Annotated in this window: 12 protein-coding genes; 1 reads left to right on the plus strand and 11 read right to left on the minus strand. The window is 68.2% G+C overall.

What is annotated here, in order from left to right; genetic code table 11:
• Window positions 1-179: 179 nt before the first annotated feature.
• The 11 genes from ACWGE0_RS32920 to ACWGE0_RS32970 form a co-directional block, all read right to left on the minus strand.
• Window positions 180-1376 (minus strand): DNA polymerase III subunit delta', encoded by a 1197-nt coding sequence (locus ACWGE0_RS32920; protein WP_452264808.1) that lies wholly within the window; start codon window positions 1374-1376, stop codon window positions 180-182.
• A 24-nt stretch (window positions 1377-1400) separates the two neighbouring features.
• Window positions 1401-3452: a bifunctional MFS transporter/dTMP kinase gene (locus ACWGE0_RS32925; protein ID WP_452264809.1), complete on the minus strand. Its 2052-nt coding sequence runs from the start codon at window positions 3450-3452 to the stop codon at window positions 1401-1403.
• 57 nt (window positions 3453-3509) lie between these two features.
• On the minus strand, window positions 3510-3923 hold the full coding sequence (locus ACWGE0_RS32930; RefSeq protein WP_452264810.1) for a hypothetical protein: 414 nt from the start codon (window positions 3921-3923) through the stop codon (window positions 3510-3512).
• A 42-nt stretch (window positions 3924-3965) separates the two neighbouring features.
• A complete protein-coding gene (topA, locus tag ACWGE0_RS32935) occupies window positions 3966-6737 on the minus strand; it encodes a type I DNA topoisomerase (protein ID WP_452264811.1) in 2772 nt (923 codons plus the stop codon).
• 140 nt (window positions 6738-6877) lie between these two features.
• Window positions 6878-7462, minus strand: coding sequence for a hypothetical protein (locus ACWGE0_RS32940; protein ID WP_452264812.1), 585 nt, complete (start codon window positions 7460-7462; stop codon window positions 6878-6880).
• Window positions 7463-7510: 48 nt separating this feature from the next.
• A complete protein-coding gene (locus ACWGE0_RS32945; RefSeq protein ID WP_452264813.1) occupies window positions 7511-8065 on the minus strand; it encodes a hypothetical protein in 555 nt (184 codons plus the stop codon).
• 5 nt (window positions 8066-8070) lie between these two features.
• Window positions 8071-8661 (minus strand): hypothetical protein, encoded by a 591-nt coding sequence (locus ACWGE0_RS32950; protein WP_452264814.1) that lies wholly within the window; start codon window positions 8659-8661, stop codon window positions 8071-8073.
• On the minus strand, window positions 8658-9260 hold the full coding sequence (locus ACWGE0_RS32955; RefSeq protein ID WP_452264815.1) for a hypothetical protein: 603 nt from the start codon (window positions 9258-9260) through the stop codon (window positions 8658-8660). The genes ACWGE0_RS32950 and ACWGE0_RS32955 overlap by 4 nt, the downstream gene beginning before the upstream one ends.
• An 84-nt stretch (window positions 9261-9344) precedes the next feature.
• Entirely contained in the window at window positions 9345-9914 is a 570-nt protein-coding gene (locus tag ACWGE0_RS32960) for a hypothetical protein (protein ID WP_452264816.1), read from the minus strand.
• Window positions 9915-9943: 29 nt separating this feature from the next.
• The gene (locus tag ACWGE0_RS32965; protein ID WP_452264817.1) at window positions 9944-10516 is read right to left on the minus strand and encodes a hypothetical protein; all 573 of its coding nucleotides are present in this window, start codon (window positions 10514-10516) and stop codon (window positions 9944-9946) included.
• A 64-nt stretch (window positions 10517-10580) separates the two neighbouring features.
• A complete protein-coding gene (locus ACWGE0_RS32970; RefSeq protein ID WP_452264818.1) occupies window positions 10581-12890 on the minus strand; it encodes a sodium-translocating pyrophosphatase in 2310 nt (769 codons plus the stop codon).
• A 215-nt stretch (window positions 12891-13105) separates the two neighbouring features.
• Here ACWGE0_RS32970 and ACWGE0_RS32975 point away from each other — a divergent pair, with 215 nt between their 5' ends.
• The gene (locus ACWGE0_RS32975; RefSeq protein ID WP_452264819.1) at window positions 13106-15403 is read left to right on the plus strand and encodes a DEAD/DEAH box helicase; all 2298 of its coding nucleotides are present in this window, start codon (window positions 13106-13108) and stop codon (window positions 15401-15403) included.
• Window positions 15404-15421 lie beyond the last annotated feature (18 nt).

Consider the following 15421-nt stretch of genomic DNA (forward strand, 5'->3'; position numbering starts at 1 on the left):
ACTTGTGACGGGACCACCCACCCGAACCGCACCACCTACGCAACGCGCCTCCGCCCAACGCAACAGGCGTGCCATCAACCCGCGTGCGGCGTGGGACAGGTCCTTGATCAGATTGGCGGGGTCCGGGGCGGAGCCCCGAAATCCCTAAAACGCGACACGCCCCCGCGCAACGCAACCACTCACCCGCGATGCAGCGTGGTAACCATCGCCTCAACAGCGATCCGAGGCTTGACGTTGACCTCAATAGCCTCCCGGCAAGCCAACACCGCCTCCAACCGCCGCAATATCGACTCCTGCGACCACTGCGCAGCAGCAGTCCGAGAATCCGAAGCCCGATCCGGATGCATCAACGCAGCCTCAGACCCGGTGTGCACCACCAACGCATCCCGATAAAACCCAGCCAAATCCACCAACGCCATGTCCAGCGAATCCCGCTGAGTCCGGGTAGCCCGAGACTTCTGCCGCTTCTCCAAATCCTTCAACGCTCCCTTGGCGCCCCGAGAAGCCGCTGCAGTCCCCTTCCCGGTCCCCCCAGCCCCCATCGCCGTCTCCAACGCCGACCGCTCAACCTCGTTGCGAACCTCGTTGGCCGTAGAAGCATCCTCTTCCGCAGCCCGAATCAACTCATCAGCACACGTGAAAACATCGGCCGGCTTCCGCAACGCCAAGGGAATCCGCAGCACGGCCTCGCGACGCGCACGAACCTGCTCCTCCACGGCCAACCGCCGGGCCCGCCCGACATGCCCACCACAAACAGCCGCAGCCCACGAAGCCATCTCGGCAGGAACCCCGTCGATGGCCTCCAACGCCGCAGCAATAGCAGCGGGCCGAGGCGATCCCAACGAAACCAACCGGCACCGCGACCGAATGGTCACCGACACGTCGTCAGGATGATCAGATGGCGCACACAACAGGAACACAGTCCGCGCCGGCGGCTCCTCAACAGCCTTCAACAACGCGTTGGCAGCACCCTCGGTCAACCGGTCCGCGTCCTCGATGATCACCACCTGCCACCGCCCGGAGGTAGGCCGGCGAGCAGAGATCTGGACCAGCGACCGCATCTCGGCGACCGAAATGGAAAGCCCCTCAGGCGCCACGATCCGAACATCGGCGTGCGTCCCGTGCAACGACGTACGGCACCCGCTGCACTCACCGCACCCAGGCCGGTCATCAGCCACCACGCACTGCAGCGCCCCGGCAAAAGCACGCGCCGTGGACGACCGGCCAGACCCGGGCGGCCCCGTGAACAGCCAGGCGTGGGTCATCACACCCGGAGCAGGAGTGCCACCCGCGACGATCACGCCGGCGGCCTCCGCAGCCGCGGACAGAACAGCCACCGCGTCCGGCTGGCCGACGACCTCGTCCCACACGCTCATGGCTAGCAGTCTTCCAGCGAACGGTCAGACCGCGGCTTCGGGGACCGCTCGCTTGCGGGTCGCCAGCAGCGGCAGCACCGCGGAGCGGACCCGTTCGGCCACCTCGTCCGCGTCACCATCGGCCTCGACCACGACGTAGCGGTCGGGGTCGGCGGCGGCCATCTCGCTGAGCAGCCGCTGCACGCGCCAGTGGTGTTCGAGCCCGATCGCCTTGCCGTCGACGACCGGCCGGTCGAGCAGAATCGTCAGATCAGGCCGCAGCCGCCCAGTTGCCCAGTCGACGAGCCCCTCGAGCTCCTGGTGTTCCAGCGAGGAAGTCGCGGTGAAGTGCGCCAACGGCGAGTCGACGTATCGCTCCATCACGACGACGGAGCCTTCGTCCAAAGCAGGGCGCACCTGCCGTTCGACGACATCAGCACGGACCGCAGCAGCGACAAGGGCCTGCGCACGCACACCGGCCAGCTCAACGGACGACAGCATCGTGCGCAGCCGGCGTTCGTCGTGCTCGGGATCGGCGGCCAGCAGCACCTCGACACCCTCGGCACGCAGAGCGGCGGCCAGGCGGCGGGCCTGCACCGACGTGTCCTCGCGGGTGTCGCCCTCGACCGCGATCAGCAGGCCCTTGGTGGCCCGGCGGCCGCGGATCGCCGCGAACAGCGAGGTCAGCACCGGCTCCTCGCGGCGGTCGTCCATCTGCCGGTACGCGACGAGGCCCAGGACGATCGCGATCACCGCGCCGCCGAGCATCACCGGACGGGTCGCGTCGACCTCCATCGGATGGCCGAACACGCTGACCGTGCGCTTCTGCAGCAACGCGACCAGCAGCGGCGCGCCGGCGGAGGCACCGAACAGCACGATCTTGAGCAACGACTGGATCAACGCGACCGTGCGGCCGCGCATCTCGTCCTCGACCTGCGACCCCACGATGGTCAGGCCGGTCAGGAACGCGACACCGGCGCACGTGCCGACCAGCGCCACCGCCAGCAGCGCGATCCACAGGTGCGGGGCCAGCGCGACCAGCACCAGCGTGACGCCGGCGCCCACGATGGTGACGCCGAACAGCCGGTTGTAGGCGAGCCTCCTGGCCAGCCGCGGCGCGGTCGCCATGCCGATCGCCAGACCGACGAACACCGCCACGAACAGCAGGCCGAACGTCGAGGCGCCACCCAGCAGCGACTGGGCGTAGAGCTTCGCCGTCGCGATCACGACACCGGCCGCGGCGAACGCGCCGATCATGCCGATCACCAGGCCGCGGACCAGCGGCGTCGCGGCGGCGAACCTGATGCCCTCGCGGAACATCGCGACGAAGCCCGGCTTGTCGGCCTCGACTTCCTTCTTCTTGGCCGCGGTGCGACCGGACAGCTCCGGCAGCCGGGTCGCGATCAGGATCGCGGAGGTGAAGTACAGCAGGCCGTTGATGATCACCGCGATGGTCGCGATGTTGAACTCGAGGTTCCCGCCCTGCAGGTTCAGGTAGGCGGGGATGCCCGCGATCAGCGAGTACAGGCCGAAGCCGCTGATCGTGGAGATGCCGTAGGTCATCACCAGGCCGAGCTGGTTCGCCGACTCCACCTGGTCGGGGCGGCGCAGCAGGTTCGGGACCGCCGACTCCTTGGCCGGGATCCACAGCATCGCGCAGCAGCCGACCAGGAAGTTCGCCACGAAGAGCCAGATCGGCGACCCGATCAGCGCGATCGAGATGAACAGCGAGCCGCGCAGGACGTCGCAGACCACCATGACCTTGCGGCGGTCGAACTTGTCCGCGAGCACGCCACCGATGGGCGCGAACAGGATGCCTGGCAGCAGCTGCGTGAGCACGACCAGCGACAGCGCGAACGACTGCCACTGGTAGCTGCTCATCATCTCGGAGACCAGACCGGTCAGCGCGAGCAGTGACAGCCAGTCACCAACGCTGCACAGGTAGGTGACGAGCCACAGCCGCCGGAACGGCCGGATGGCCAGCACCGAGCGCAGCCGGTGGACCGTGGACACGCTGGACTGGGCCTGCCCTGTCTGGCCTGCCTCGGTCACTCCTGTGTCCGCGTCCTGAATCTCAGTCACCCCTACTCGGCCCATCCCGTGGGATCAGGGTAACCGGATGGGGTGGGTGACGTTGCCGGACTCTCAGCACAGCTAGCTGAAGATCGCTCCGAGAATGTTGACCACGACCAGCACGAAGAAGCCGATCACGATCAGGCAACCGATGAACGCGGCCACGCCGCTCGACTGCTTCGCGGGCTGTTGTTGTTGCGCGCCAGGAGTTTGCACCACTTGCATGTACTGCTGCAGCACCTGGTGCTGATGCGGCGGCGGACGTTTGCCGCGTGGCCGGCGCTGTTCCTGCTCCATGGCCGACCAGATGGCCTGCCTGATCTCCTCGGTCGGCACCGGCGGTGTAGGCACCGACACACGTGACGCGACGTACCCGCCAGTCCACTGAGGAGCGATCCAGGCGTCGGCGGTCACCAGCCCGGCCAGCGGGTCGGGGAACAGCCTGGGAGGCGGCGGGGGCTGAGTCCCGTCCGGACCGAACTCGTTCGTCGGCACCGCCGCCTCCTAGGCGTACATCAGTCGTGCATCACACGCGGCTCAGCTCTTGGACTTGGCCGGAGCCTTCTTGGCCGCGGGCTTCTTCGCCGCCGCCGGCTTCTTCGCCGGAGCCTTCTTCTTGACCGGCCCCTTCGCGCGCTTCTCGGCCAGCAACTCGGCCGCGCGCTCGTCGGTGATCGACTCGACGCTGTCCGTCTTGCGCAGCGACGCGTTCGCCTCACCGTCGGTGACGTACGGGCCGAAGCGGCCCTCCTTGATCACCATCGGCTTGCCGGACACCGGGTCGTTGCCCATCTCGCGCAACGGCGGAGCGGCGGCGGCGCGGCCGCGCTTCTTCGGCTCGGAGTAGATCTTCAGCGCCTCTTCGAGCGTGACCGTGAAGATCTGGCTCTCGTCGACCAGCGACCGCGAGTCCGTGCCCTTCTTCAGGTACGGGCCGTAGCGGCCGTTCTGCGCGGTGATCTCGGCGCCCGTCTCCGGGTCCTTGCCGACCACGCGCGGCAGCGACAGCAGCTTCAGCGCGTCGTCCAGCGACACCGTGTCCAGCGACATCGACTTGAACAGCGAACCGGTGCGCGGCTTCGGCGCCTTCGCCTTCGACGGCGCGGCCCCGTTCTCCGACGGCTCGGGCAGCACCTCGGTCACGTACGGACCGAAGCGGCCTTCCTTGGCCACGATCTCGTTGCCCGAGACCGGGTCGGTGCCCAGGGACCGGCCTTCCTGCGGCGTCGAGAACAGCTTCTCGGCGATCTCCGCGGTCAGCTCGTCCGGCGCCAGGTCGTCCGACAGGTTCGCGCGCTGCGCGGTTCCGTCGACATCCCGCTCCAGGTACGGCCCGAAGCGGCCGACGCGCACGACGACCGTGCGGCCCTCGGAGTCGCTGAACAGCGGGATCGAGTTGACCTCACGCGGGTCGATGTCCTCGACACCGGTCCCGACCAGCTTCTTCAGACCACCGGAGCGGCCGATCGAGCCGTCGGGGCCGATGCTGCCACCGAAGTAGAAGCCGGACAGCCACGTGGTGCGCTGCTGGCGACCTGCGGCGATGCCGTCGAGCTCATCCTCGAGCGCCGCGGTGAAGTCGTAGTCGACGAGACGGCCGAAGTGGCCCTCGAGCAGGCCGACCACGGCGAACGCGACCCACGACGGGACCAGCGCCGCGCCCTTCTTCCACACGTAGCCGCGGTCCTGGATGGTGCTGATGATCGACGAGTAGGTGGAGGGACGGCCGATGCCGAGCTCCTCCATCGTCTTGATCAGCGACGGCTCGGTGTAGCGCGAGGGCGGCGAGGTGGAGTGACCGTCCGCGGACAGTTCCGCGATCGTCAGGTCCTGGTCCTTGACCAGCTGCGGCAGGCGCGATTCCGCGTCGTCCGACTCGCCACCGGCCTCGGCGTCGACGGTCTCGACGTAGGCCTTGAGGAAGCCGGCGAACGTGATCGTGCGACCGGAGGCGGCGAACGTGACCTCCTGGCCCGTCGCGGCCCGGCCCTGGATGCGGATGCTGGTCGTGTTGCCCCGCGCGTCGGCCATCTGGGAGGCGATCGTGCGCTGCCAGATCATCTCGTAGAGCTTGAACTCGTCCGCGTCGAGCTCGGCGGCCACCTGGCCGGGCGTGCGGAAGACCTCTCCCGCCGGCCTGATCGCCTCGTGGGCCTCCTGCGCGTTCTTGACCTTGCGCGTGTACTGCCTCGGCTCCTTGGCGACGTACTGCGCGCCGTAGAGGTCCGTTGCCTGCGTGCGGGCCGCGTTGATCGCGGTCTCCGACAGCGTGGTGCTGTCGGTACGCATGTAGGTGATGTAGCCGTTCTCGTACAGCTTCTGCGCCGTGCGCATCGTGCGGTCAGCCGAGAAGCGCAGCTTGCGGCCGGCCTCCTGCTGCAGCGTCGAGGTCATGAACGGCGCGTACGGCTTGCGCGAGTACGGCTTCTCCTCGACCGAGGCAACCTTGACCGGCGCGTTCTGCAGCCCGGCGGCGATGGCCCTGGCCTGTGCCTCGTCCAGCACGACCACGTCGGCCTTGCCGGTCAGCTTGCCGTCCGAACCGAAGTCACGGCCCGTGGCGAGACGCGTGCCGTCGACGGCCACGAGACGCGCGCCGAACTGACGCGGCGTGGCTTCGGCACCGGCGTCCATCTGCGCCGAGATGTCCCAATAGCTCGCGGAGACGAACTTCATCCGCTCGCGTTCGCGCTCCACGACCAGGCGCGTCGCCACGGACTGCACGCGGCCAGCCGAAAGCTTCGGCATGACCTTCTTCCACAGCACGGGGCTGACCTCGTAGCCGTAGAGGCGGTCGAGGATGCGCCGGGTCTCCTGGGCGTCGACCAGGTCCTGGTCGAGGTCGCGGGGGTTCGCGGCGGCGGCCTGGATCGCGGACTCGGTGATCTCGTGGAACACCATCCGGCGAACCGGAACCTTCGGCTTGAGGGTCTCCAGCAGGTGCCACGCGATGGCCTCGCCCTCGCGGTCACCGTCTGTCGCGAGGTAGAGCTCGTCGACGTCCTTCAACGCTTCCCGCAGCTCCGTGACCAGCGACTTCTTGTCCGCGGAGATCACGTAGAGGGGCTCGAAGTCGTGGTCGACGTCCACGCCGAGCCTGGCCCAGGCCTGGCCCTTGAACTTCGCGGGAACGTCGGCGGCACCGCGCGGCAGGTCCCGGATGTGTCCCCTGGAGGACTCCACGACGAAGTTGGCGCCGAGGTATGAGGCGATCTTGCGCGCCTTCGTGGGCGACTCGACGATCACAAGCCGTCGAATGTTGCCGCCCTCTCCTCCGCTGCTCTTCTTCGTCCGTGTCGATCCAGCCACTCGCCGTCCCGCTCTCTTCCAAACCCGGTTCCCAGGCCCGCCAGTGTTGCCCAGCGTCGGCCGAAAAGCACACCATCCGTCATGTCTCCGCGACGCCCGTACGACGAGACAGAGTGACACAACCATGCCGGACGGCCCGCTCAGGCCGCCGGCCAGGTGCTCATCGCCACTCCCTGAGGAGGGCTTCCGACCAGCTCAGCGAGCCGTGCCAGCCTTCGTCGGCCGGTTACCCGCAACGCCGGTGCCCCTACCAGGGTGCACGGAAGTCCCGATGCGAGCAGCGCATTTTGCAACGGTGCGTGTGTCTGCGGCGCGTTGGGGTCCAAACCGAGCAGGTACGCGGACTCCATCCAGCTGCCCGCGGCCAGCGCCCAGACGCGCAGCACTGCTCCGTTCAGCTCGAAGTCCGCCGGCACCTTCTTGACAGATCCGTTGACGGAGACGTCCAGCCAGCGGGCGGCCAGAGGGGTGAGATCGGTGCGGAACGGCGTGCGGACGAAGTGCGTGCCCTCCTCGTTGACGCACAGCTCCGTCGTGACCCCGCGCTCGGTGCAGGCCTGCTTGAGCGGCCGGTGACGCCACTCGTCGCGCAGCTCGACGTAGACGCGCGCGGCTGTACCGCGCGCGAAGCTGACGGCCTGCCCCGGCCCGCAGAGGAACCCGGCGAGGTCCGCCTTGGCCGGCGTGCGCGCCTCGGCCGAGAAGAAGGACAGCTGCCCAACCACGGCCCACAGGGTAGAACAGACGTTCGACTGCGGCCAGTGGGACAGTTGTTACCGACCGAGCTGCTGCCCCTTCGACCTGATCTCCGAACAGGGCGCCGACCTGCCCAGCGCGTCGGCGTACTTCGGCCGTTTCTGCAGCTCCTGGAAAGTCGCGCGGAGGTCTTCCGGACTGCTCACCACGTTGGTGTCGGCCAGCACCTTCTCGGCGCCTTCCAGGAACTGGGCGTTGGGCTCCAGCGCCTGCACGGGAGCCTGCGCGTCGCCGTACGACCTGGCGGACTCCGTGACGAACTTGACCAGCCGTTCGTGCACCTTCTCGAGATCGTCTTCGGGCGCGCCGAGCTCCTTCAGCTTCTTCTCCGCGGCGGTGAACGCGGTGGCGTTGGACGTGACGAGCTCGACGTACGCAGCCTTGACCGCAGCGACGTTCGCCGGGTCCTGTTTGCGCAGGTCAAGGCCCGCTTCCAGGCCTGGCAGGACACCGCCGCAGAACGCGTCCACCCACTGCCGCTGCGCGTCGGTGATCGGCTTGTCCGCGTCGGAACCGCAGGCGGTCAGCACGACGGCACCGGTCAGCAGAGCAGCGAGCAGACGAGTCCTCATCCGGGCTATTTTGCTCTGGCCATCGCCTGCCAGTCCGCGCACACCTTGTTCGCGCGGAACGCCTCGGCGTACTTCGGGGTCTCCACGATCTGCTTGAACATCAGTTCCGCGTTCTCGCGACCCGCACCCGTTCCGCTGCTGGCCATGACCTGCTCGTACCGCTCAGGGAACACGTCGTCGGCTGCCAGCGCGCTCAACCTCGTGGACGCCTCCTCGAAGCCCTTGGCCCGCTCGCGCACCGCCTTGACCAGACGCTCGTGAGGGTTCCGCACGTCGGAACCCAGCGGGCCGAGCTTCTCCAGATCGTCCGCGATCTTGCGATCCGACACCGCGGCGGACGAGGCCCAGCGCACCACGGCGTCCTTCACGGCACCCATGCCCTGTGCGGCTTTGCCCTGGATCTCCCGCCGGGAGATCTCCACCACTCCCATCGGACCGCAGTAGGCGTCGAACCACGCCGCCGGATCAGCGCCGGGAACGTCCGCCGTCGTGGTGGTCGTCGGCGCGGCCTGTTGGACCGGGGCAGGCGGCGACGTGCTGCACGCGGAGATCGCGGCCGCGCTGAGCACGGCCGCGATCAGGCGAAACGTCGTCACTGACCGAGCAGCTTGCCGAGCTTGGTGCGCATCTCGGTGCACTCGGGCGCCTTCGCGATGGCGTCCTTGTACTTCGGGTCGGCGTCGAGCTTCTTGATCTGGTCGGAGAACTTCGACGGGTCGGCCGAGTCGCCACCGATCTTCTCGACCTGATCCATGAAGTCCGGCGCGTTGGCGTCGATCTTCTTCACCTGCTCGGCGACCGACTTGTACTCCTTGGCGCTCTCCCCGAACAGCTTCACCAGGTCGTCGTGCAGCACCTGGGCCTCCGGGCCGGGCGCGCCGACGTCCTTGAGCTTCTTCTCGGCGTCGGCGAGCGACGTCGAACCGGTGTCGAGGATCTTGAGCATGCCCTCCTTGAGGGCGACCGGGTTGTCGGAGTTGGTGCCGACGACGGTGATGAGCTCGACCACGCCCAGCAGCACCGGCGTGGTGCCGCTGCAGAACGCGCCTGCCCACTTGACCGGGTCGGCGGCGGGCGGAGTGGTGGTCGTGGTGGGTGCCGTGCTCTGCGTGGACGGCGCGGCGCTGTTGGAGCACCCCGCGAGGGCAAGAGCGGCACCAGCGCATGCGACAGCGAATCTCAAACGTGCGTTCATGGTGAAAATCCCCCAGGACATGTCTAACCGGACCGCCGCACGGTACACGTTCGGGCGATCCGGTCAGACAGGATTCCTGGTTCGTCAGGAAGTCGGAGGAGACGTGGGAACGACCGCAAGCCCCTTGCAGTTGCCCGCTTTCTGAGCGGCCTGCGCGAGTCCCGTCTCGGTGAACTTCTTCTGCACCTCGCCACCGGCCCCCTCCAGCGCGGCGGCCTTGGTGACCATCTCGGTGAAGGCGGTGATGACCTGGGTCGGATCGGTGGACGAGTCCACCTTCGACCGGGTGTCACCGAGCAGTGTCTTGATCTGGTCCATGCCCTGCTCGGCGGTGCTGACCAGCTCCTTCGACTTCGGGTGGGGGCCGTTCTCGAGCGCCTTGAGGTCCGCGATCGACTTGTCGACCGCGGCGATCTTGGTGCCGAGCCACTCGGAGAGGCCCGTCTTGAGCTTGGAGGGGTCGGTCATGTCGATGTTCGGCTCGGACGACATGGCCTTCACGGTGCCGTCGACGGCGCCGCAGACCTTGTCCATCCACGCCACGACGTCGGCCTCGCTGGCCGGCGTCGAGGACGTGGAGGAGCCTGTTCCTCCGGTGCTGCACGCGGTGAGCGCGAGCAGGCCGGTCAGGAACGCGATGACTGTGCGACGCATGGCGCGGAAGCTACTCCGAACCGCCTCGCTCAGCTCGTCGGCGTCAGGTTGAGGCGCTGCATCTCCTGGCACTTGGATGCCGTCTGCGTGGCCTTCTGCAGCTCCGGGTTGGCCTTGAGGTCCCGCAGCGGGTCAGCGAGCTCGGAGAGCTTCGCGATGGCCTCTCCGGCGGCCTGGATGCCACCGGTGGCGTTGTTCGCGTCGGCCTGCTCGACCTTCGTCTTGGCGTCCGCGAAAACGGCGCCGAGCGAGGTGAAGGTCTCCGCCATCTTGTTGACGGCCTCCTCGCCACCTGCGACGGGTGACGGGCCGACGTTCTTGAGGCCCTCCGCGGACTTGGTGAAGGCGTCGGCGAGCTGGCCCATGTAGGCGGCCATCTCGGCCTTGAGCTTCGTGGAGTCGGCGTCGAGCTTGGGGGCCGTCTTCTCGATCTTGGCGAACTCGGAGGCGGCGCCGCACACCTTGTCCATGTAGGCGACGGCCTCGGGGCTGGCCGCGCCGCTGGTGGGCGTCGATGAAGTGCCGGAGTTGCCGCCATTGGTGCACCCGGCCAGCGCACAGGCGGCGGCGACAACGGCAGTGGCGACGAGGCTGAGCCTCATGTCGTAACTCCTCGGTCGGGGTACGTCGGGGGGAAACCCGAACGTACCCCGACCGGGAGGGGAACTACGCGGCGCCGTTGCTGACGCTCTCCGCGGGCGTGTCCGCGATCGCGGTGCCGCGACGCTTCGACACGACCACCGCTCCGACGATGATCAGGGTCGCGACCAGGGCGATCGCGATCCGGATCGGGTCGGACGCGTTGTCACCGATGGAGAAGGTGACGATGGCCGGCGCGATCAGCACGGAGACCAGGTTCATGACCTTGATCAGCGGGTTGATGGCGGGGCCCGCGGTGTCCTTGAACGGGTCGCCGACGGTGTCGCCGATGACCGTCGCGGCGTGGGCGTCGGAGCCCTTGCCGCCGTGGTTGCCGTCCTCGACCAGCTTCTTGGCGTTGTCCCAGGCACCACCGGAGTTGGCCAGGAACACCGCCATCAGCGTGCCGGTCGCGATGGCACCGGCGAGGTAACCGGCCAGCGGGCCGACGCCGAGGCCGAAGCCGACGGCGACCGGGGCGAGCACGGCCATCAGACCCGGAGTCGCGAGCTCACGCAGCGAGTCCCTGGTGCAGATGTCGACGACCTTGCCGTACTCCGGCTTGACCGAGTAATCCATGATGCCCGGGTTCTCGCGGAACTGACGGCGCACCTCGAACACGATGGCACCGGCGGCACGCGTCACGGCGTTGACCGCGAGGCCCGAGAACATGAACACGACAGCCGCACCGATGGTGATGCCGACGAGGATGTTCGGGCTGAACACCAGGTTGGTGAACGACACGGGCAGGTCGCCCGCGACGTTGCCGACCTTGACGATGGCCTGCTCGATCGCGTCGCGGTAGGAGCCGAACAGCGCCGTCGCGGCGAGCACGGCGGTCGCGATCGCGATGCCCTTGGTGATGGCCTTCGTGGTGTTGCCGACCGCGTCGAGCTCGGTGAGGATCTGCGCGCCCTCGCCGTGCACGTCACCGGACATCTCGGCGATGCCCTGCGCGTTGTCCGAGACCGGGCCGAAGGTGTCCATCGCGACGATGACGCCGACGGTCGTGAGCAGACCACAACCGGCCAGCGCGATCGCGAACAGCGAGACGACGACCGAACCGGACAGCAGGAACGCGCCGTACACGGCCGCACCGATGACCAGCGCGGTGTACACAGCGGACTCGAAACCGACCGAGATACCGGACAGGATCACCGTGGCCGCACCGGTCAGCGAGGTCTTGCCGACCTCCTGCACCGGCTTGTGCTCGGTGCCGGTGTAGTAGCCGGTCAGCCAGAGGATGACACCGGCCAGCACGATGCCGATGATCACCGCGACGGACGCGATCAGCGCCGGGTTGCCGCTGGTGGCCTTGACCGCGTCGGAGATGCCGTTGAGGTCCGCGAAGGAGCTCGGCAGGAACGCGAACGCAGCGATCGTGCACAGCACCGCGGAGATGACCGCGGAGATGTAGAAGGAGCGGTTGATGGCCGCGAGGCCGTTCTCGCCCGCCTTCGCCTTCGTCGTGTAGACACCGATGACCGCGGTCAGCACACCGATCGCGGGGACGATCAGCGGGAAGAGCAGGCCCTGCGAGCCGAACGCGGCGGTGCCGAGGATCAACGACGCGACGAGCGTGACGGCGTAGGACTCGAAGAGGTCCGCGGCCATGCCGGCGCAGTCACCGACGTTGTCACCCACGTTGTCCGCGATGGTGGCGGCGTTGCGGGGGTCGTCCTCGGGAATGCCCTGCTCGACCTTGCCGACCAGGTCGGCACCGACGTCGGCGGCCTTGGTGAAGATGCCGCCACCGACACGCATGAACATCGCGAGCAGCGCGGCGCCGAAACCGAAGCCCTCCAGGACCTTCGGGGCCTGACCCGCGTACACGAGCACGACCAGCGCGGCACCGAACAGGCCGAGACCGACCGTGGTCATGCCGACCACACCACCGGTGCGGAACGCGATGCGCGTCGCCTTTTCGCGACCGCCTTCTTCGTTCGCGGCGGCGGCGACACGCACGTTGGCGCGCGTGGACAACCACATGCCCAGGTAGCCGATAGTCGCCGAGAACGCGGCACCGACGAGGAAGAACAAAGATCGGCCGATTCGTTCGGCCAAATCATCCGCCGGTAGCGCGAACAGCAGTACGAACACGATCACGACAAAGATGCCGAGCGTGCGGAACTGCCGGTTGAGGTAGGCCGCTGCGCCCTCCTGAACCGCCTTGGCGATGTCCTGCATCTTGGGGGTGCCCTGGCCTGCGGCCAGCACCTCCTTGAGCAGCACGTACCCGACGGCGAGAGCAGCCAGGGCGACCACGGCGACCACGGCTACGACGCCGCGATCACCCCCGGAGAGCTCGAGGCTCTCCGCGAGGAATTGCCGGGACATCCGTCCTCCTGGTGAGTTGCCATGTGCAGCGCCAAGGCAGTCCAGCCGCCCAGCGCGACGTGACGCATCCCTCATTGGATGCGATGAGCGGGGAGTCTAGGGGGTACTTGCAACGGGGCAACGAACTGTCCCGATCCGTGCACACACCGTTATCTGCGCAGGAAGTCGAGCACGGCCCAGCCGGAAGTGTCGGTGCCGTGTGCGAAGCTCGCGTCGTGGTGGATCAGGGACGGCGGTTGCTGGACCGCGTGCTGGCGGGAGTGCCCGCCGGAGAGTCGCCTCTCACACACGCACGTGATCTGCCGTTGCGGCAGGCTGATCACGTCGAATGGCCCTCGTGGGCCGCCGAGCAGGTGGTCGCCGCGTTCGCCGAAACCGGCGTGCGCGAGCCGTGGCGGCACCAGGCCGAGGCCGCTTCGCTGGCGTGGTCCGGCCGGCACGTGGTGCTCGCGACGGGCACCGCGTCCGGCAAGTCACTTGCCTACCAGTTGCCCGTGCTTTCCACTCTTTTGGCGGACACGAAGGCGACCGCGCTGTACCTGTCACCGACCAAAGCCCTTGGTGCGGACCAGCTCCGCTCGCTCGACGAACTGGGGATCAAGGGTGTGCGCGCGGCGGCCTACGACGGGGACACCCCGATGGCCGAACGCGACTGGGTCAAGGCACACGCGAACTGGGTCTTCACCAACCCGGACATGCTGCACCGCGGAATCCTTCCGCAGCACCCGAAATGGCTGCGGTTCTTCCGTCGGCTGAAGTACGTGGTGATCGACGAGTGCCATTCCTATCGCGGTGTTTTCGGTTCGCACGTGGCGTTGTTGATGCGCCGGTTGCGAAGGATCGCGCGCAAATACGGTGCGAATCCGATCTTCGTTTTGGCATCGGCCACAGTGGCTGATCCTTCTGCTTCGGCTCAGCGATTGCTCGGCGTGCCGGTTTCCGCTGTCGTGGACGACTTCTCACCGCGCGCCTCCCGGACCGTCGCGCTGTGGGAGCCGCCACTGACCTCTCTGGAGGGTGAGAACGGCGCACCGATCCGGCGGTCGGCCGGCGCCGAGACGTCGCGGATCCTCGCCGATCTGGTCGTCGAGGGCGCACGCTCGCTCGCCTTCGTGCGCTCACGTCGTGGTGCGGAGCTGACGGCCATGGGCACCCAGCGCATTCTGTCCGAAGTGGACAGCGAACTGCCTCCTCGGGTGGCCGCCTACCGGGGCGGGTTCCTGCCGGAAGAGCGGCGCGCGCTGGAGAAGTCGCTGTCCACGGGCGATCTGCTCGGCGTCGCGACCACGAACGCCCTGGAGCTCGGCGTCGACATCGCCGGGCTGGATGCGGTGGTGGTGGCCGGTTTCCCCGGCACCCTGGCGTCGTTCTGGCAGCAGGCGGGTCGTGCGGGCAGGTCTGGCGACAGCGCACTCGTGGTGTTCGTGGCGCGTGACGACCCGTTGGACACATACCTGGTGCACAACCCGTCCGCGGTGCTGGACCGGCCGGTCGAGGCGACGGTCCTGGATCCGTTGAACCCCTATGTATTAGGCCCGCAGCTGGCGTGCGCCGCGTCCGAGATGCCGTTGACCCCGGCGTGCCTGGACGACTTCGGCGGACCGCTCGCCGAGGCCGTGCTGGACGAGCTGGTGGCGGAGAAGCTGCTGCGCAAGCGTCCGGCGGGGTGGTACTGGGCGTCGCACGACCGCCCGCACGCCGGAGTGGACATCCGCGGCTCCGGCGGCGACCAGGTGGCCGTCGTGGAGTCGGACTCCGGCCGGATGCTCGGCACCGTCGACCCCGGATCCGCCTGCTGGCAGGTGCATCCCGGTGCTGTCTACCTGCACCAAGGCCGGGCGTACGTGGTCGACGAGCTCGACCTGGAGAGCGGCCTCGCGATGGTGCACCGCGAAGATCCGGAGTGGACCACGCAGCCGCGTGACTGCGTGGACATCACCGTGATGGGCGAGGTCGAACGCACCGACTTCGGTGGTGTGTCGGTGTGCCTGGGCGAGGTGGAGGTGACCACGCAGGTCGTCGGCTACCTGCGCCGGCTGCCGTCCGGCGTGGTGCTCGACCAGATCCCGCTGGATCTGCCGGAGCAGAGCCTGCAGACCCGCGCCGTCTGGTACACCGTCGACGAGTCGCTGCTGGTCGCCGCCGGTGTCGAGAGCAAACGGATCCCCGGCGCCCTGCACGCCGCCGAGCACGCGGCGATCGGCCTGCTGCCGCTGTTCGCGACGTGCGATCGCTGGGACATCGGCGGCGTGTCGACAGCCGTGCACCCGGACACGGGCATGCCGACGGTCTTCGTGCACGACGGCCACCCCGGCGGCGCGGGCTTCGCGGACCGCGGCCACTCGGCGCTGCGGGCCTGGTTGTCGGCCACGCGGTCGGCGATCAGCGCGTGCTCGTGCCCGATGGGCTGCCCGTCGTGCGTGCAGTCGCCCAAGTGCGGCAACGGCAACGAACCGCTGGACAAGGCCGGTGCCGTGCTGGTGCTGGACGTGGTGCTGAGCAAAATCACCTGACCGTGGCCGTGCGCCTGG

The sequence above is a fragment of the Lentzea sp. NPDC054927 genome, assembly GCF_053610285.1.